The following is an 18,273-nucleotide window of genomic DNA, read 5'->3' on the forward strand; positions in this document are numbered from 1 at the left end:
AGGTATGTCTGAACAACTCTGGCCGGCTCCGGTCGCCACCGAGCCCGTACAGGCCACCGTGGCTATCCCCGGCTCGAAATCCATCACAAACCGTGCGCTGATCCTCGCCGCGCTGGCGGATGCGCCCTCCACCATCACCGGCGGGCTGGTGAGCCGCGATACGGAGCTGATGATGTCGGCTCTGCGTTCCATGGGAACCCAGATCCTGTTGAAGAACGACCAGATGTACGTCACCCCGGCGGAGAAGCTGCACGGCGGCCAGGTGGATTGCGGCCTGGCCGGCACCGTGATGCGCTTCGTCCCGCCGATCGCTGCCCTGGCCACCGGCACGGTTGCCTTCGACGGTGACGTGGAGGCCCGCCGCCGCCCGATGTCCACCACGTTGGACTCCCTGCGTGCCCTCGGCGCCACCGTGAAGACAAGCACCGAGTGCAACCCGGAGGGGCTGCCCTTCTTCGTGGAGGGTTCCGGGGAGATCCAGGGCGGGGAGATCACCATCGATGCCTCCGAGTCCTCCCAGTTCGTCAGCGGCCTGCTCCTGGCCGGTGCCCGCTTCACCGAGGGCGTCACCGTTATCCACGAGGGCAACTCCCTGCCCAGCCAGCCCCACGTCGAGATGACGGTGCAGATGCTGCGCGAGGCCGGGGTGGACGTGGAAACCTCCTTCAACCGGTGGACCGTCCCCCCCGGCCCGATCAGCGGCCGCCAGTGGCACGTGGAGCCGGACCTGTCGAATGCCACCCCGTTCATGGCTGCGGGCGTGCTCACCGGCGGCACCGTGCGCATCCAGAACTGGCCCGCCACCACCAACCAGCCGGGCGACCAGTTCCGCCAGATCCTGCTGGACATGGGTGCGGAGGCGGAGCTGGACGTCCACCACGGCGATCTAGTTGTCTCCGGCACCGGCCGCGTCAACGGGATCACCTGGGACATGCACGATATTGGGGAGCTCACCCCCACCGTCGCCGCCCTGGCGGCCCTGGGAGATAGCCCCAGCCACCTCTACGGAATCGCGCACCTGCGCGGGCACGAGACCGACCGTCTGCAGGCGCTGGCGGATAACATCAACGCCCTCGGCGGCAACGTCGAGCAGACCGCCGACGGGCTGATCATCCACCCGGCTGCCCTGGAGGGCGGCCGCTGGGAGTCCTACGCCGATCACCGCATGGCCACCGCCGGAGCGATCCTGGGCCTGCGCGTCGAAGGCATCGAGGTCTCCGACGTTGACACCACCGCCAAGACCCTCCCCGGCTTCCGCCGCCGCTGGGCGCAGCTGCTGGGCCAGGAACGCTAGATGGGGCGGAGGCACAGCAACGCCCACCACTGGGACGAGTCCGACGTCCGCGTCCGCCCCGGCAAGGGCTCGCGCCCGCGGACGAAGGATCGGCCGAGCCATAAGAACGCCAAGCGGGGCATGGTCGTCTCCAAGGACCGCGGCCGCTGGGGCGTGGTGCTGGACGAAGACGGCACCCTCGTCACCTGCATGCGTGCCCGCGAGATGGGGCGCACCAATGTGGTCGTCGGCGACCACGTCAGCGTGGTCGGCGATACCTCCGGCAAGAAGGACACCCTGGCACGCATCGTGCGGCTCGAAGACCGCACGTCCATCCTGCGCCGCACCGCGGACGATACAGACTCTTTCGAGCGGATCGTCGTGGCCAACGCGGACTACCTGTTGATCGTCAGCGCCGTGGCCGATCCGCCGCCGCGCACCGGCTTCGTGGAGCGCGCCCTCATCGCCGCCTTCGTCGGCGGCCTCACCCCGCTGGTCTGCCTCACCAAGTCCGACCTAGCCGACCCCAGCGCGTTCGCTGCCGAGTTCCGTGACCTCGACGTGGAGGTTCTCACCACCGGCGTCAGCGACTCCCTGGACGAACTCACCGAGCACATCACGGGCAAGGTCAGCGCACTCGTCGGCCACTCCGGGGTGGGCAAATCCACCCTGTTTAACCGCCTCATCCCCGACGCGGAACGCGCCACCGGAGAGGTCAGCGGGGTGGGCAAGGGCCGCCACACCTCCACCCAGTCCGTCGCGCTCCAATTGCCCGCGGGCGGCTGGATCATCGACACCCCTGGCATCCGTAGCCTGGGGCTCGCACACGTCGACCCAGATACCGTCGTACAAGTTTTCGAGGACCTCCGCGAGGTCACCGAAGACTGCCCGCGCGGCTGCACCCACATGGGTCCGCCCGCCGACCCGGAGTGCGCCCTGGATACCCTCACCGGCGCGTCCGCCCGGCGCGTCACAGCGATCCGCCGCCTGCTGGAGGCCCTGCGCAGCAACAACGAGTGGGAAATGTAGCTAACCCGCTACATCAAATCCACCAGGAACGGCAGCTCCTTCGCGTCGTACCAGCTCATCAGGTTGTCTTCGCAGTCCCCCAGCGCGAACTCCGCGTCCTCATCCCCCAGGTCAGCTGCGTCGATGCACTCGATCGCTTTCGCCGTGGCGGCCTCCGCGTCGGCGTCATCAACATGGATCGCCAACAACTGCTGCACCTTCACAACGGCCGGGTCCAGCCGCACCACGGACTCACCGTCGGCCGGCGCCAAAGTAACCGCCGAGTCGTCGATCTCCGCGCTGATCACCACGCGCCGGTGCGGGAAGCGCTCCTCCCCACCCGCGCTCAGCAGGCGCAGCGAGGCCCGCGCGGCGTCCAGGAAGGCCGTGTACGCCAGCTCCTCCTCGTCGCCGCCGGTGTAGAACTCCCGCACCGCCGGCGTTAGCGCAAATCCCACCGCGGAGCGCACCGGGTGCTCCCCCTGCTCCGCGAGTGTGCCCAGCATGTCAAAAGTCGCGGGAATGTACACCAGCATGGTTTAGAACTCCCCCTCCAGCTCGAACACGCCGGTAATCTCCACCACCGCGCGGTCGAACTGCTGGTAGTAAATGCCAATCAGGCCGGCATCCACGGCGCCGCGGATGTTCAGAATGTTGTCGTCCACCAGCACCAGATCCTTCTGCGGCAGGTCCAGGCGGTCGGCGGTAATGCGGAAGATCTCCTCCGAGGGCTTCTCCGCGCCCACCTCGCCGGACAGCACCACGGCATCCACATAGCCGCCCTCCAACCACGTACGGATGGGGGCCGCGCCCGCCCCGCCCGGATCGTTAGAAAGAATCGCCGTGGCAATGCCCTCCGCTCGCGCCGCCGACAGCAGCTTGCGCCACCGCCTACGGTCTTCCTCGGCGCCGTCCAACACTCCGCAATAATCAACTACTAGTCCACGCATGCTCTACATTCTGCCATCTTTTCGCCCTCCGGCGCCCCGCAGGGCGCGCACTTCGCTATAGTTATGCCCGTATGGCGCCTTCGGGGGAACGCACCGTACGGCATCAATGGCATGAACAACAGGGGGATTTTCTTTCGTGACCACTTCAACTTCCACGCGCCCACTTCCGGACTTCGTGTTCCTGCGCCCACCCACCCCGGCCGTCGCGGTGCAGGTCACTGAGGAGGAGGTCACCGATTCTTTTCGGGACGCCAACACCCCACCGCCCCAACGCATCGCGCAGATCGTAAAGATGTGGCTGGAGGCTTTGGAGGGGCGCCGTCCGATCGACCATTTGCGCCGCGCGCCCTTCGGCGAGCGGGTGCTAGAGCAACTTCGCGTCCGCCGACACGTGCGGCCGGAACCGACGAGCGGGCGGGTGGAGAAGGGGGCGTCAATAATAAGCCTGCACATCCAGCCCAGCGCGGGCGATTGTGTTCGCTTCTGCGCGTCGGTGCAGATGGGCGAGCGCGTGCGGGCAATTGCGGGCAGCATGTCGCAGCACACGCAGAAGCGCCGCGCGGAGCTGCATCAGCTGCACAGCTCCGCGCGGCGCGGGGTCAAGGTTTGGGCGATCGATAGCCTCAGCTTGATCTAGCGCTTAACCACCCATGGTGGTCTGCGTGGCGCGGTCCACGGCCACGCCCTCGTTACCGGCCGCCGGGTCCTCGACGTGCACCTGGCCGGCCTGCTTCAGCTGGTTACGCACCAGGAACAGCTGGCGGACGGTCTCTTCCTTGATGCCGTCCTTCATGCGGTTGAACATGTCGCCGCCCTCGCGCTGGTACTCCACCAGGGGATCGCGCTGCGCCATCGCACGCAGGCCGATGCCTTCCTTCAGGTAGTCCATCTCGTAGAGGTGCTCGCGCCACTTCTGATCCACGACGTTCAGCAAAGCCGCGCGCTCCATGCCGCGCATCTGCTCCTCGCCGGCGATCTCCGTGACCTTCTCCTCCAGCTCGTCGTACTCGCGGTTCGCGTCGTCGAGCAGCGCCTCCAGCAGCTGAGAAGAGCTCAGCTCGCCCGGGCGGCCGTAATCGTCGCCTTCCACCAGTTCCTCGTGGGTAAAGGTCGGGCCGTAGAGGGAATCCAGGGCGTTCCACAGGGTATCCAGATCCCAGTCCTCGACATAGCCCTCGGCGGTCGCGCCGTCGACGTATGCCTCGATGGTGTCCTTCAGCATGTTGCGGATCTGCTTTTCCACATCCTCACCCTCGAGGATCTGGCGGCGCTCGCCGTAGATCACCTTGCGCTGCTCGTTCATGACTTCGTCGTACTTGAGCACGTTCTTGCGCATCTCGAAGTTGGCGGACTCCACCTGGGACTGTGCGCCCTTGATGGCGTTGGTGACCATCTTCGAGTCGATAGCCTCGTCGTCCGGGATGTTCAGGCGAGTCATCATCGCCTCCATCGTCTGGCCGACGAAGCGCACCATCAGGTCGTCGCGCATGGACAGGTAGAAGCGGGTCTCGCCCGGGTCGCCCTGACGTGCGGAACGGCCACGCAGCTGGTTGTCGATGCGGCGGGATTCGTGACGCTCCGTGCCCAGCACGTACAGGCCACCGACCTCGCGGACCTTCTCCGCTTCTTCCTTGGACTCCTCTCGGACCTTCTCGATCTCGTCGTCCCAGGCCTCTTCGTATTCCTCCGGGGTCTCCACCGGATCCAGGCCGCGCTCGCGCAGGTTGATGTCGGCGATGATGTCCGGGTTACCGCCCAGCACGATGTCGGTACCACGGCCGGCCATGTTGGTAGCCACGGTGACGGCTCCCAGACGACCTGCCTGGGCGACAATCTCCGCTTCCTTCTCGTGGTACTTCGCGTTCAGCACATTGTGCTTGATGCCGCGGCGCTGCAGCAGCTTGGACAGGTATTCGGAACGCTCCACCGAGGTGGTACCCACCAGCACCGGCTGGCCGGTCTCCACGCGCTCGGCGATGTCCTCGGCCACGGCCTCGAACTTCGCCTCCTGCGTCTTGTAGATCAGGTCGACGTGGTCCTTACGCTTGTTTTCCTTGTTCGTCGGGATCGCGGCGACGTCCAGCTTGTAGGTGGACTTCAGCTCGGCGGCCTCGGTCTCCGCCGTACCGGTCATGCCGGCCAGCTTGTCGTACAGGCGGAAGTAGTTCTGCAGGGTGACGGTGGCCAGCGTCTGGTTCTCGTTCTTGATCTCGACGTGTTCCTTCGCCTCGATCGCCTGGTGGATGCCCTCGTTATAGCGACGGCCGTCCAGGATGCGGCCGGTGAACTCGTCGACGATGACGACCTCGCCGTTGCGGACGATGTAATCCTTGTCGCGGGTGAACAGCTCCTTCGCCTTGATGGAGTTGTTCAGGTAGCTCACCAGCTGCGAGTGCTCCGGAGCGTAGAGGTTTTCGATGCCCAGCTGGTCCTCGACGAACTCCACACCCTCTTCCTTGACGCCCACGGTCTTCTTCCGCTCGTCCACTTCGTAGTGGATGTCACGGGTCAGCTTCGGGGCGATTGCCGCAAAGGCGGTGAACCACTTGCTGGAGCCCTCGACCGGACCAGAGATGATCAGCGGGGTACGGGCCTCGTCGATGAGGATCGAGTCGACCTCATCCACGATGGCGTAGTTGTGGCCGCGCTGCACCAGATCGTTCAGAGAGTGCGCCATGTTATCGCGCAGGTAGTCGAAGCCGAACTCGTTGTTCGTACCGTAAGTGATGTCGGCGTTATAGGCCTCACGTCGCTCAGCGGGATTCTTGCCGCTCAGGATCACATCGGTGCTGAGCCCCAGGAAGCGGTGCACACGGCCCATCCACTCGGCGTCACGCTTTGCCAGGTAGTCGTTCACGGTAACGACGTGCACGCCCTTGCCGGACAGTGCGTTGAGGTATGCGGGGAGCACACAGGTCAGGGTCTTACCCTCACCGGTCTTCATCTCGGAAACATAACCGAAGTGGAGGCCAGCGCCACCCATGATCTGCACCTTGTAGTGCTTCTGGCCGAGCACGCGCCAGGAGGCCTCACGCGCTGTGGCAAAAGCCTCGAGCAGGACGTCGTCCAGGCTCTCGCCGTCTTCCTGAACTCGCTTCTTCAGCTCGTCGGTTTTGGCCTGCAGCTCCTCGTCGGTGAGTTCGGTGTATTCCTCATCGAGGTCCATCACCTGGTCGGCGATTTTCGCGAGACGCTTGACCGCACGGCCTTCGCCCATACGGAGAATTTTCGAAAGTCCTAGCACGCTGATGCTGTCCTTTGCTCGATTTCTAAAACTGGTTAGCTAATTGGTCGGCTTCGGATAATCCTACCCCCAGCCCCAAGGCCGGGGGCAACTACACCCGGCAAGTCCAGTCATAAAAAGCCCGGCCCCCACGGGCTAGTCGTGAGGGCCGGGCTGCTGGGTTAAAGACGATTTAGAGAAAGATGTTACTTCTCTGCGTCCTTCTCCGCTGCCTTCTCCTCCAAGGTGATCAGGCCGTAGTCGAAAGCGTGGCGACGGTACACCACGGACGGCTGGCCGGTCTCCTCGTTAATGAACAGGAAGAAGTCGTGACCCACGAGCTCCATCTCGCTCAGCGCCTGGTCAACGCTGATCGGAGCCGACTTGTGCACCTTCTTGCGCACGATCTGGCCAGGCTTGAACTGATCCTCGTAGGGGTCGACGTCGTACGGACCTGCCTCCTCCGGCTTGGTCTCAGCCTTCGGCTGTGCCTCTTCCACCAGGCTGGCAGCTGCCTCGCCCATGGACATCGGAGCGCGGTGGCCGGAACGGGCGATCTTGCGACGCGCCTTCACCTTGCGCAGGGAGCGCTCCATGCGGCCAACGGCGACCTCGAGGGCAGCGTAGAAGGAATCTTCCTTAGCTTCTGCGCGAGCGATGTGGCCCTTGCCGGTTGCGGTGATCTGAAGGCGATCCTGCTGGTCACCACGGCGCGGGTTGGGCTCGTGCTGCAGCTCCACGTGGAAGAACGTGAGGGTCGGGTCCAGGCGCTCGATCTTCGCGAGCTTGCCCTTGACGCGGTCTGCGAAGTGCTCCGGCACCTCAACGTTGCGCCCAGTGATCTCTACGCCTGCCTCGGGTGCAGCAAGTTCCTCGTTGCCAAAGTCGGACGAGTTTTTGCCGGTCGACATTGCTCAACCTCCAAAGTCATTCACCGCCAGAATCGGGCCGGATTACCCACCTTCCAACGGCGATCGTTCCAATTCCTAGTCTACCTATCGCCGTTGCTGCACTTGTGCATATACCCCTTATTTATGTGAACTACGCGCCAGCCAATACCAGCGCCAATCGCGGCCGCACTCCCCGCGCCGACAGAGCCAGCGCAAACTGCGCTGTTGTGGCGCCCGTAGTGCACACGTCATCGACAATCACAACCTCCCCCACCCCGCGCAATCGCCCGACCGCCGCCGAGTCAAACAGGATACTGCTGGCCACGTTCTCGCGACGCTGGTGACGGTCCAGCCCCACCGAATCCACACTCGCCTCGCTCAGCCACGCCACCGGGTGGACCTCCACTCCGGGATACAGCGCTGCGGCGGCGTGGCAGAAGCGGGTAACGATGTCCCCACCGCGCTTCCGCGCTGCCGATTTCCGGGTGGGGGCGGGCACCAGAACCACCCTCCCCAAACGCGGATCGGGCACCAAGCCCAGGCCACTAACGTGCAGAATTCCGGCGGCAAGAACTCTGCCGGCCACGTCTATGGCCGCCGGCCGTAGTCTCTCCTTGGCGCTGAGGATTAGCATCCGCCTCGCTCCGCCGTACACCCCACTGGCGAAGACGGGCACTACCGACACTCGTGGTTGCCAGCGTTGCCAACGCTGCATCAACTGGAGCCCGCAAGCCTCGCACAGTTGTCCACCGGTCACCGCCCCGCAGCACACACAGTCCGCCCGCCACACCAGCCCTGCGAGCGCACCGAAGTCCCCCTTAATCCCCACGGGCACTCAGCCTAGTCGGCTAGCACCGGGGTTGCCCGCTTTCCCTGCATAGTTGGTACTTCGCGCCAGAAGCGCGACTCCTCGGAGGTGACGTCGAACTGCATCAACGCATTGGCATCCGTAACGTAAATCTTGCTGCCGTCCGTGGCCACCGACACCACCGGGGCGGATAGGTTGCGGCCCGTGATCTGCTGCGAATAGGACCCATCAACCTCGATATCCCACACTGGGGCGTCATTGGCGCGCGTGCCCACCAGGACGGACCCGTCATCAGACCAGTCGGCGCTAACCGCGGTATCCCCCACGGCATGTCCGATCTCCACCGGTGTGCCCAGCCGTTTCGTGCCATCGTCGGTCGTCTCCAACGTCACCACGTAAACCCTTCCGTTCACGATCATCACGGCGCGGGCACCGTCGTGCGATACGCGGAATACACTGATGCGCTTCTCGTCCCCGTCGACCATTCGCATCGTGGAGCTATCCACCTTCTGCTCCCCCACGGCGCCGGTCTCCGGGTTGCGAGTGATCTCCGTAATCCGCTCGCCATCGGCTACCACGTAGGCCGATGTGGCATCCAAGCCCCAGGTCGGGCGCGTCAGCGAATCCGCCCGCACGGAGCTCACGGGCTGGTCCCCCTTCGCCCCGATCATCAACTGGCGCGGTTCATCGCCGCGTCCGGTTACGGCCGCGAAGACTTCGTCCCGCGGGCTGAGGGCCACAGATTCGACATATTGTTGTGCAAGCCAACCGTCCAGCTTCTGCGCTCGCGTCCCGTCCTGCTGGTAGATGTCGCCGCCCGATACGGCCCGCAGCGGCGCCTGCACCTGCACGTTCGGGTCGTATTGCGAAAGGTCCTGCACCAGCCACTTGCCGTGCGTGTCATCGCTCATGGGCGTGCCGTCCGCCGTGAGCTCATAGGGGCCACGGACCTCGGATCCCGCCAGTGTCCACACCACTTGTGCCGCCAGCAGCCGACGCGCATCAGCGGACAGTTCCTGCAGGCCGGTGAAGTGTACGGCGGGGTCTCCCTCGTTGTCGCTGGAGACCTGGGCGGTGGCGTCCTCAGGAATAAGGTTTCGCACCGCCTTCTTTAAACGGTCCTGCGGCCCCGCAACCAGCAACGAGACCAGGGAGGCGGCGGTGGACTGCTGTCCGGTGTAGATCCAACGGCGGTCCGGCACAAGCGCCCGACCGTTGATATCCGGGAAGTAGATGTTCCGCGCGCGGTAGGTGCCCACGAAGTCCTGCCGATCCAGCACCACGACGTTCGGCAGGTTGCTGATGCGCCACTGGCCATCGACATTTTGCATCTCGTAACTGGTCTCGAACGCGGTGTACTGCGGGTCAAACACGCCGCCCACGCCCAGTGTGCCGACGATATTGCCGCGCACGCGGTAGGTGATCTTCGAATCATCGCCCGGGCCTTCGGAGGCGATGTCGATCCGGTCCAGCACCATCGTCGGCGCATCGGACTGCCACCGCCCCTGCATGCCGCTGGTGAGGAACCTTTTTGCCGCCTGGTGGTTGCGCAGCGGGTGGGCGCTGGCGGTGAAGAAATCGCGTAGCAGCAGGTCGGAAGGCTGCCCATCGGTCGGGGTCGGCGCCTCTTGCCCGCTGGGGGCCGGCGCGTAGCTAGAGATCGCCTCGGGGTTCGTATCGTCCGGCAGGGTCGAGCAACCGGCCAGCAGACCCAATCCGGCCACCGCGGACAGTACCTTTTTGACCTTTGTGGTCTTGTTACTCATCATCGCCCCCTTCTTGTTCTTGGGTAGTGACGCCCTCAGCCCCCACCGCCAAAGGCAGCGGCGAAGCATTTACCTTGTGGCCTTGCTCCAGCGGAAGGGTCAACAGGAAGCACGCGCCCACGCCGGGTTCGCCGATGGCCTCGAGGCGACCGCCGTGCAGATTGGCATCCTCCTTGGCGATGGCCAGGCCCAAGCCAGTGCCGCCCGTGCGGCGCTCGCGCGACGGGTCGGAGCGCCAGAAGCGGTTAAAGACCATCTCCTCCTCGCCGGGTTTTAGCCCCACTCCGTGGTCGATGACGGCGACTGCCAGCGCGTCCTTGCCGATGGCCATCTTCACGTCGATCGGATTTCCTTCCGAGTGGTCGACGGCATTGGCCAGGAGGTTGCGCAGGATGCGCTCCACGCGGCGCGAGTCCACGGCGACAATCACGGGGTCTTCCGGCAAGTCCACGTTGAACTCGGTGCCGATTTCCTCGGCGATGGCACGCACCTGCTGTAGAGCGGAGCGCACCACGCCGCGCACGTCTACCTTTTCAGCGGATAGGTTTGCCACACCCGCGTCGTGCCGGGAGATCTCCAGCAGGTCGCCTAGGAGGGTCTCGAAGCGGTCGAGCTCTTTCGTCATCAGGTGGGCTGCACGGGCGGTCAGAGGATCGAGCTCGTCGGCGTTGTCTTCGATCATGTCCGCCGCCATACGCACCGTCGTAAGCGGGGTGCGCAGCTCGTGGGAAACGTCGGACGTGAACCGGCGCTGCAGCGAGCCGAATTCTTCCAGGTTGCGAATTTGGGTGGAGAGTTTCTCCGCCATGTCGTTGAAGCTGTAGGCGAGCCTGGCGACTTCGTCTTGGCCGTCCACAACCATGCGCTCGTGCAGGTGGCCCGCCGCCAGCTTCTCGGCGATCTTCGAGGCCGCGCGGACCGGGCCGATGATCTGCTGGGAAAACACCCAGCCGATCACCAGCAGCAGGATAATGAGGACGATCCCACCGGCCATCAGCAGGCCGCGCATAAGGTTCAGTGTGGCCTCTTCGGAGGTCAGCGGCACCAGCAGGTAGAGCTCTAGACCAGGGATATCGGAGTATACGGGACTGCCAATAATGAGTGCCTTGTAACTGCCGTTTTCACCGTCGACGCTGGCGTACTGGTAGGCCACCTGACCCTGATGCACAAACTCGCGCAGATTTTCAGGGATATCGATGTGATTGGGAATCCGCGTTTCCGTCTCGCTGGCATTGTTGGCGATAAGCACCGAGTCGTACACCGGGACGCTTGTCTGCTCCACCCCTGCCGAACGGTTGGTGAGCACAGCCCTGGCGGAAGTCAGCCGCACGGACACCGGATTGGAGGAGTCGGTGGCGCTGATCTGCTCTTCCACTGCCGTGCGTGCCCGATCCATGCTGTCCACGGCCTCGGAGAACTTGGTGGCCAGCAGCTGCTGGCTCAGGAAACCGACCAGCAGGAAACCAATGAGCAGGAATGCGAAAGTACTGGAGGCCACCACGCTACCGATGACTCGCAGCTGGATGGACTGTTGCCAGCGCAATCGGATCGAATTAATGAGCCGCAGCCAGGTATCCCGCGGCCGGCGGAAGAAGTCGCGCAGCACAGACCAGAACGTCGCACCCGCGGCCAGCGTCTTCCCCTGCACCTTCTGCGGGAAACCCGGGGCCTTCGGTTGTGCTTGGCGGGCTGGCTTGCGTTTCTTGGCCCTCGCTTGTTCCCTCGCTTGTTCCTGCTCCACGAGAACCTATTCGCCGGTCTTGTAGCCGATCCCGCGGACGGTCTGGATGATCTTCGGGTCGTCCGGGTCCTTCTCCACCTTCGAACGCAGGCGCTGAATGTGGACGTTCACTAGGCGCGTATCGCTGGACTTGCGGTAGCCCCACACCTGTTCCAGCAGCTCCTCGCGGGAGAACACCTGGCGCGGGCGGGAGGCCAGCGTGACCAGCAGGTCGAACTCGATCGGGGTCAGCGCGATCTCCCGGCCATCGCGGATCACCTGGTGGCCGGGCACGTCGATCTTCAGGTCTGCCACCTCGATCGTCTCCGCAGGGGCCTCCTCGGGGGTGCGGCGCAGGCGTGCCCGCACTCGCGCCACCAGCTCCTTCGGCTTGAACGGCTTGTGCACGTAGTCGTCGGCGCCGGACTCCAGGCCCAGCACCACGTCCACGGTGTCGGTGCGTGCCGTCAGCATGACGATCGGCACCGTGGAGGTTTCGCGGATCGCCTTGCACACGTCAATGCCGTTCATTCCGGGCAGCATGACGTCCAGCAGGATGAGGTCCGGGTTGTGTTCCTCCGCGGCCTTCACGGCCTCTACGCCGTCGCCCACGACCACGGTGCGAAAGCCCTCGCCCTGCAGAACGATGGTGAGCATTTCCGCGATTGCCGGGTCGTCGTCGACCACCAGAATCTTCGTTTCCACGGTTGTCATCCTCTCATTTCTTCCAGCAGGTCCGCGACCTTAGCCGCGCGGGCCTCGTAATCGTCTCCGGTGCTGTCGACTGTCACCCACGGGCTCAGCCACTGCTGCTCCGCCAGTGCCCGGTAGGCACGGACGGTGCGTTCCTGCAGGCTGCTATCCCGCTCGTAGGCATCCCGTGCCCGCGATTGGTCCTGGGCCTCGCGCGACTCGGCGCGCTGCCCGGCCACCTCCGCCTCGACGTCCACCAGGATCTGCAGGTCGGGTGCCGGGATTCCTAGCTTCTCCTGCTCCAGTTGGTTAACCCACTGGCCGACCTCAGCCACGTCGCCGTTGACGCGCGCGGCGGAGTAAGCCACGTTAGAGGCGGTGTAGCGGTCGATCAGAATCACGTAGCCATCTGCGTCGAAGTCCGCCAGTTCCGCCCCGATCTCGGCGCGGTCGAGGGCGAACAGGGTGGCCATGCCGTGCACGGAATCGATCAGGTCGCCCAGGTTCTCGTGCAGCGCCTCTCGCGCCAGCATCGCTGGGTGGGATTCCTCGTATCGCGGAAACGCGATGCGCGCGACCGGCACCTCGCGCTCCACCAACTCTTTTTCTACGGCCGTGACCAGGGTGTTCTTTCCCGCGCCGTCGACCCCTTCAAAGCTAACGATCATGTCTAGTAACGGTAGTGCTCCGGCTTGAACGGGCCGGCAACGTCCACGCCGATGTACTCAGCCTGTTCCTTGGTCAGCGTCGTCAGCTTTCCGCCGAGCGCCTCGACGTGGATGCGCGCAACCATCTCGTCCAGGATCTTCGGCAGGCGGTAGACGTCGTTGCCGTACTGGTCGGACTTCGTGTACAGCTCGATCTGCGCGATCGTCTGGTCAGCGAAGGAGTTGGACATCACGAACGACGGGTGGCCGGTGGCGTTGCCCAGGTTCAGCAGGCGCCCCTCGCTCAGCACCACGATGGAGACCGGGTCACCGTTGGCACCCGGGAAGGTGAACTCGTCTACCTGCGGCTTGATGGTCACGCGGCTGACGTCCTCGCGGTGCAGCAGGCTGGCCATATCGATCTCGTTGTCGAAGTGGCCGATGTTTCCGAGCACCGCGTGGTTCTTCATCATCTGCATGTGCTCAAACGTGATGATTCCTAGGTTGCCCGTTGCGGTGATGACGATGTCGGCGTCGCTAATAAAGTCCTCAACCTGCACGACCTCGAAGCCGTCCATGAGCGCCTGCAGGGCGTTAATCGGGTCTACCTCGGTGACCTTCACGATCGCGCCCTGGCCCGCCAGCGCCTCGGCGCAGCCCTTGCCGACGTCGCCGTAGCCACACAGCAGCACCGACTTGCCGCCGATCAGCATGTCGGTGGCGCGGTTGATGCCGTCGATCAGGGAGTGGCGGGTGCCGTAGCGGTTGTCGAACTTGGACTTCGTCACCGCATCGTTGACGTTCATCGCTGGGAAGGGCAGCAGACCCTGCTCCGCGAAGTGGTACAGGCGGTGCACGCCCGTCGTCGTTTCTTCGGTCACTCCCTTGATGTTTTCTGACGCCCGGCTCCAGAACTTACCGTCCTCCGCCAAGGTCTCACGCAGCATTCCGAGGAAGGCCTTGTACTCGTCCGAATCCTGCTCTTCCGCGTCGGGGACCAGGCCGGCGTTTTCGAACTCCATGCCCTTGATGACGGCCATTGTCGCGTCGCCGCCGTCGTCGAGGATCATGTTGGCCTCCACGCCTTCACCCCAGGTGAAGATCTGCTTCAGGCACCACCAGTACTCGTCCAGGGTCTCACCCTTCCAGGCGAACACCGGCACGCCGGCGGGAGCCTCCGGGGTACCGTCGCCAACGACGATGGCTGCGGCGGCCTCGTCCTGAGTGGAGAAGATGTTGCAGGATGCCCAGCGCACCTCTGCACCAAGGGCCACCAGGGTTTCGATGAGCACGGCGGTCTGTACGGTCATGTGGATGGAGCCGGCGATGCGGGCGCCCTTCAGGGGCTGCTCTTCTGCGTATTCGCTACGCAGCTGCATCAGCCCGGGCATCTCGTATTCCGCCAGGCGGATCTGGTGGCGGCCGGCCTCTGCCAGCGAGAGATCCTTGACTTTAAACTCCATGGGTGGGGTGACTCCTCGGTAAATGTACAGGTATATAGCTATAGGGCTATTTTTCTTCAGACAGTCTACTAGCTCAGCGCCTCGACGAAGGTTTCCAGCCCCTCGGCTTCCAGGTCTTCCTCGCCCTCGCGCCGCTCCATCTCCCCGTCCAGCAGCTGCAGCGAAACTTCCTGGAGGTTGGTTGGGCATTCGCCGATGTGGGCGCGGATAAAGGGGTGTTCGTCAGCCACCGTTGCCGTGCTGAAGGGCGCGCCGCCCCAGATGGCTGCGACTGTGGCCGCACACAGGCCGATGGAGTAGTCCACCGAACCGGATTGTTCTTCGCGCAGGGCGAGGTTCACGGCGTCCACGAGAGCCCCAGCTACCTCGGGGCCGTCCAGGTCGGCCAATTCGTCCAGGAAGTCCACGTTGTCTTCCTGCGAGAAGATGAATTCGTCCCAGTTGCTCATGGTGCTGCCCTTTCTGTCGCTCAATTACCGACTGTAGCGCGTTTACACGCCCAATAACTGTGGTCAAAGCCGTGTATCCCTGCTAGGCTCTGTTGTGCCTTAACCAAATTGTGACTTTTGCCGAAAAGGAGGTGAGCCAGATGGCCGAAGAAGAACAACGCGGCGCCGAAGAAGAAAAGGGCACCGCCGTCATCTACGAGACCGGTGAGCAACACTCCCCGGTTCCCCGCGCCATCAGCGGCATCGCCATCGTCGGCTTAGTCCTGGCCGGAGTCATCGGCGTCTGGACCTGGCAGTCGGGTTCGGAGGCCACCTCCCCGAAGCGCAATACGACAGAGGAGTCGACTGTCGCCATCAGCACAGGCGCGGCTTCCCAGGATCACGATGTGGTTTCCGACGAGCCGACCTCGCAGCCGGATCCTCCTGCCTACTCCACGCGCGCCCCGCAGTCCGGGAACGGGTCGAACTTCAGCAATGTCGCCCCGCTGGGCCAGGATCCCTACCTGCCACCCAACGCCTGGAACGGCCAGCAGAACAACGGCTCGCAGCCATCCGAGACCATCGTCGCGGAGGGCCTGGAGTCCCCCGGGCAGGCACAGCAGCCACAGGTTCCGACCCAGCCCCCGTCGACCCAGCAGGCTCCACAGGTCTCGTCGGCTCGGCCGGGCGCATCTCAGGCGGAACAGCCCGGCACAACTAAGCCCGGCCCCGTCACCGAGACCGGCAAGGCCACGGACGGCAGCGCCGAGATCCCATTCCCGACGGATGGCTTCCCTCTGGAGCCTTCCGACTCGACTAAGACCGCCGAGCCGCAGCGCGGGACTGACGAGGCCGAGGAACCAAAGGAACCTAACAACGGCGAGGCCTCAGACGGGCCCACCGACACCACGGCAGGCCCGAAGCCTAAGCCCCGGGACGGGCGATAAAGGCCTTCCCGCTCACGCGCACCTCCTCGCCTGCGGGCACCCACGCGGCGGAGCCGCTATCCAGGTGCAGCTCCCCGCACTCCGTGGCTCCCCCGACGGCCAGCACGATTGCCGGCCCGGCGACCTCTGCATCCCCGTCCACTCTGCGCAGGCTGAATTCCTCCGCCGGGGTGTGATACACCCCATCCGCATCGGCCTGCAGGCGCGGATCCGCGAGCTCCTCCCAGCGCACCACGCTCAGCAGCTCCTCGACGTCGATGTGCTTCGGAGTCAGCCCACAGCGCAGCACGTTGTCCGAGTTCGCCATGATCTCCACGCCCGTGCCGCGCACATAGGCGTGCAGCTGTCCCGCGTCCAGGTACAGTGCTTCGCCTTCCTGCAGAACCACGCGGTTGAGCAGCAGCGCAAACAGCACGCCCCGGTCGTTCGGGTACTGCTGCTCCAGGCGCAGAACCAGGTCCGCCACCTCGCCCACCCAATCGTCCGCGTTGGCCACAAGCTCCCGGCAGCGCCGCGTGAGGGCGTCAATAATCTCCGGAAGATCCCCCGGCGGCATGTGCAGCGCGCGCTCGACCGCGCCGCGCAGATCGCCTCGCAGGAAATCCAGTTCGGGCAGGGCCAGCCGATCCAGCAGCTCGGCAGTGCGGGCGACCGGCCGGAAGCCCGCCATCGCCTCGAACTCACCTAGGGCGACCAGCAGCTCGGGCTTGTGGTTGTCGTCCTTGTAGTTGCGCTCGAAGGCGTCGCGGGCGATCCCGGCGGCCTCGTCGGCGGCGAATCCCGCCTCGGCCTGTGCCTTCGTCGGATGCACTTGAATGCTCAGTGCGCGCTCGGCGGCCAGCAGCTTCAGCAGAAACGGAAGGGCCTTGCGCCCCTGCCCCAGTTGTCCTTCGGGATCGGCGTTAATCAGGTCCAGCAGCACCCCGGGAGCACCTGGGTGCGCGCCGAACCACAGCTCGGCCTCGGGCTGCTCGGTCGGGGTAGGCCGCCCCTGCAGCTTCGCCAGCGCTTCGTGCGACCCCCAGGCGTAGTTCTGGACAGCACCTTCGATGCGGCGCATGTGTGCCTCCTAAGCCCGGATCACGGCGAGAGCTTCGTCGACGATGGCCTGTACTCCCTCGTCGTCGCGCGCCTCGACGTTGAGGCGCAGCAGCGGTTCGGTGTTTGACGCCCGCACGTTCAGCCACGAGCCGTCCTGCAGCTCGATGGTCACGCCGTCCAGCCGGTCGACGGATGCAGTGCGGTCGGCGAAGGCCTCCACCACGGCCTCGGTGCGTCCTGCCTGGTCGGCAACCTCGGAGTTGATCTCCCCGGAGGCGCGGTAGGTCTCATAGGCGCGCTTCAGTTCGGACAGCGGCTTGTCCTGCCCGCCGAGGGTCGCCAGCACGTGCAGGGCGGCCAGCATGCCGGAGTCCGCGTTGAAGAAGTCGCTGAAGTAGTAGTGCGCGGAGTGCTCGCCGCCGAAGACAGCGCCTTCCTTGGCCATCTGCGCCTTGATGAAGGAGTGGCCCACGCGGGTGCGCACCGGCTTGCCGCCCTTGGCCTCCACCAGTTCGCGTACGGACTTGGAGGTGATCAGGTTGTGGATGATCGTCGCGCCCGGCTGCTCGTCCAGGTAGCGCTCGGCGATCATGGCGCAGATGGTGGAGGGGGAAACGGCCTCGCCCAGCTCGTCCACGATGAAGCAGCGGTCCGCGTCGCCGTCGAAGGCGATGCCGAGGTCCGCACCCTTGTCCACGGTGAACTTCTGCAGGTCCACCAGGTTCTTCGGGTCCAGCGGGTTGGCCTCGTGGTTCGGGAAGTTGCCGTCGAGCTCGAAGTAGAGGTCGAAGATCTCCAGCGAGTCCTGCTTCAGCACGGCGGGAACGGTAAGCCCACCCATGCCGTTGCCCGCGTCCACCGCGACCTTCAGGGGGCGGATGTTCAGCGGCACCAGGTTGTTCAGGTAGTCGGCGTAGCCTTCCAGCACGTCCTCGGTGGTGTTGGTGCCGGGCTCGCCGTCGTAGGCGGGGATGCCCTCGACCAGCTCGGAGGAGATGCGGTCCAGGCCGGAATCCTGCCCCACCGGACGTGCGCCGGCGCGGCAGAGCTTGATGCCGTTGTACTTCGCCGGGTTGTGGGAGGCGGTGAACATGGCACCCGGGCATTCCTTCACGCCGCTGGCGTAGTACAGCTCGTCGGTACTGGTGAGCCCCAGGGTGACGGTGTCCAGCCCCTGCGCGTTCACGCCTTCCGCGAAGGCGGCGGCCAGGCTCGGAGAGCTGTCGCGCATATCGTGGCCGATGACGATCGTCTCCGCGCCCTCTTCGCGCATCAGGCGGGCGAAGGAGGCAGCCACGTCGCGCACGAACTCCTCGTTGAGGAATCCGGCGCCCTCGCCGACAACTCCACGGACGTCATAGGCCTTGATGGCCGCTGCTACGTCTTTGGGGGAATGGGTAGCCATGGGGTTTCCTT

The 18,273-nt window shown here is 64.9% G+C and carries 17 protein-coding genes; 4 read left to right on the plus strand and 13 right to left on the minus strand.

Annotation, left to right across the window (positions count from 1 at the left end; all coding sequences use genetic code 11):
* Window positions 1–4: 4 nt before the first annotated feature.
* Both aroA and rsgA read left to right on the plus strand, forming a co-directional pair.
* Window positions 5–1,294, plus strand: a complete 1,290-nt coding sequence (gene aroA / locus HMPREF3166_RS04260) for a 3-phosphoshikimate 1-carboxyvinyltransferase (protein WP_070487874.1) — start codon at window positions 5–7, stop codon at window positions 1,292–1,294.
* Window positions 1,295–2,302 (plus strand): ribosome small subunit-dependent GTPase A, encoded by a 1,008-nt coding sequence (gene rsgA, locus HMPREF3166_RS04265; protein WP_035004301.1) that lies wholly within the window; start codon window positions 1,295–1,297, stop codon window positions 2,300–2,302. It abuts the gene before it with no gap.
* 8 nt (window positions 2,303–2,310) lie between these two features.
* Here the strand turns inward: rsgA and HMPREF3166_RS04270 are convergent, their stop codons facing one another.
* Both HMPREF3166_RS04270 and HMPREF3166_RS04275 read right to left on the minus strand, forming a co-directional pair.
* Window positions 2,311–2,817 (minus strand): DUF6912 family protein, encoded by a 507-nt coding sequence (locus tag HMPREF3166_RS04270; RefSeq protein WP_034984724.1) that lies wholly within the window; start codon window positions 2,815–2,817, stop codon window positions 2,311–2,313.
* A 3-nt stretch (window positions 2,818–2,820) separates the two neighbouring features.
* Window positions 2,821–3,231, minus strand: a complete 411-nt coding sequence (locus HMPREF3166_RS04275) for an HAD family hydrolase (RefSeq protein ID WP_070487818.1) — start codon at window positions 3,229–3,231, stop codon at window positions 2,821–2,823.
* A 136-nt stretch (window positions 3,232–3,367) separates the two neighbouring features.
* On the opposite strand from HMPREF3166_RS04275, the gene HMPREF3166_RS04280 reads away from it, so the two are divergent.
* Window positions 3,368–3,868, plus strand: coding sequence for an Rv3235 family protein (locus HMPREF3166_RS04280; RefSeq protein WP_035004308.1), 501 nt, complete (start codon window positions 3,368–3,370; stop codon window positions 3,866–3,868).
* 3 nt (window positions 3,869–3,871) lie between these two features.
* On the opposite strand, the gene secA is transcribed toward HMPREF3166_RS04280, so the two are convergent.
* The 9 genes from secA to HMPREF3166_RS04325 all read right to left on the minus strand — a co-directional run bounded on the left by secA (window position 3,872) and on the right by HMPREF3166_RS04325 (window position 14,890).
* Window positions 3,872–6,475 (minus strand): preprotein translocase subunit SecA, encoded by a 2,604-nt coding sequence (gene secA, locus HMPREF3166_RS04285; protein WP_049049833.1) that lies wholly within the window; start codon window positions 6,473–6,475, stop codon window positions 3,872–3,874.
* 185 nt (window positions 6,476–6,660) lie between these two features.
* On the minus strand, window positions 6,661–7,365 hold the full coding sequence (hpf, locus tag HMPREF3166_RS04290) for a ribosome hibernation-promoting factor, HPF/YfiA family (RefSeq protein WP_070487819.1): 705 nt from the start codon (window positions 7,363–7,365) through the stop codon (window positions 6,661–6,663).
* 130 nt (window positions 7,366–7,495) lie between these two features.
* Window positions 7,496–7,978 carry a ComF family protein gene (locus tag HMPREF3166_RS04295; RefSeq protein WP_246816925.1) on the minus strand — a complete coding sequence of 161 codons (483 nt, stop codon included), beginning with the start codon at window positions 7,976–7,978 and terminating at the stop codon, window positions 7,496–7,498.
* Window positions 7,979–8,184: 206 nt separating this feature from the next.
* On the minus strand, window positions 8,185–9,918 hold the full coding sequence (gene lpqB, locus HMPREF3166_RS04300; protein WP_049049830.1) for an MtrAB system accessory lipoprotein LpqB: 1,734 nt from the start codon (window positions 9,916–9,918) through the stop codon (window positions 8,185–8,187).
* Window positions 9,911–11,659 (minus strand): MtrAB system histidine kinase MtrB, encoded by a 1,749-nt coding sequence (gene mtrB / locus HMPREF3166_RS04305; protein WP_049049829.1) that lies wholly within the window; start codon window positions 11,657–11,659, stop codon window positions 9,911–9,913. Before mtrB ends, lpqB begins: the two co-directional genes overlap by 8 nt.
* A gap of 6 nt (window positions 11,660–11,665) precedes the next feature.
* Window positions 11,666–12,343 carry an MtrAB system response regulator MtrA gene (mtrA, locus tag HMPREF3166_RS04310; RefSeq protein ID WP_141741127.1) on the minus strand — a complete coding sequence of 226 codons (678 nt, stop codon included), beginning with the start codon at window positions 12,341–12,343 and terminating at the stop codon, window positions 11,666–11,668.
* Window positions 12,344–12,348: 5 nt separating this feature from the next.
* Window positions 12,349–12,999: a dTMP kinase gene (locus HMPREF3166_RS04315; protein ID WP_035004319.1), complete on the minus strand. Its 651-nt coding sequence runs from the start codon at window positions 12,997–12,999 to the stop codon at window positions 12,349–12,351.
* 2 nt (window positions 13,000–13,001) lie between these two features.
* Window positions 13,002–14,441 carry an adenosylhomocysteinase gene (ahcY, locus tag HMPREF3166_RS04320; protein ID WP_070487821.1) on the minus strand — a complete coding sequence of 480 codons (1,440 nt, stop codon included), beginning with the start codon at window positions 14,439–14,441 and terminating at the stop codon, window positions 13,002–13,004.
* A gap of 68 nt (window positions 14,442–14,509) precedes the next feature.
* Window positions 14,510–14,890, minus strand: coding sequence for a DUF4259 domain-containing protein (locus HMPREF3166_RS04325; RefSeq protein ID WP_035004323.1), 381 nt, complete (start codon window positions 14,888–14,890; stop codon window positions 14,510–14,512).
* Between the two features lie 140 nt (window positions 14,891–15,030).
* Between HMPREF3166_RS04325 and HMPREF3166_RS04330 the strand changes: the two genes are divergently transcribed.
* Window positions 15,031–15,816 carry a hypothetical protein gene (locus HMPREF3166_RS04330; protein WP_070487822.1) on the plus strand — a complete coding sequence of 262 codons (786 nt, stop codon included), beginning with the start codon at window positions 15,031–15,033 and terminating at the stop codon, window positions 15,814–15,816.
* Here the strand turns inward: HMPREF3166_RS04330 and manA are convergent.
* Window positions 15,794–16,876, minus strand: a complete 1,083-nt coding sequence (manA, locus tag HMPREF3166_RS04335) for a mannose-6-phosphate isomerase, class I (RefSeq protein ID WP_070487823.1) — start codon at window positions 16,874–16,876, stop codon at window positions 15,794–15,796. The genes HMPREF3166_RS04330 and manA overlap by 23 nt on opposite strands.
* 9 nt (window positions 16,877–16,885) lie before the next feature.
* Window positions 16,886–18,262 carry a phosphomannomutase/phosphoglucomutase gene (locus HMPREF3166_RS04340; protein WP_070487824.1) on the minus strand — a complete coding sequence of 459 codons (1,377 nt, stop codon included), beginning with the start codon at window positions 18,260–18,262 and terminating at the stop codon, window positions 16,886–16,888.
* Between the last annotated feature and the right edge of the window lie 11 nt (window positions 18,263–18,273).

The sequence above is a fragment of the Corynebacterium sp. HMSC08A12 genome (assembly GCF_001807485.1).
Lineage (GTDB): Bacteria > Actinomycetota > Actinomycetes > Mycobacteriales > Mycobacteriaceae > Corynebacterium > Corynebacterium evansiae.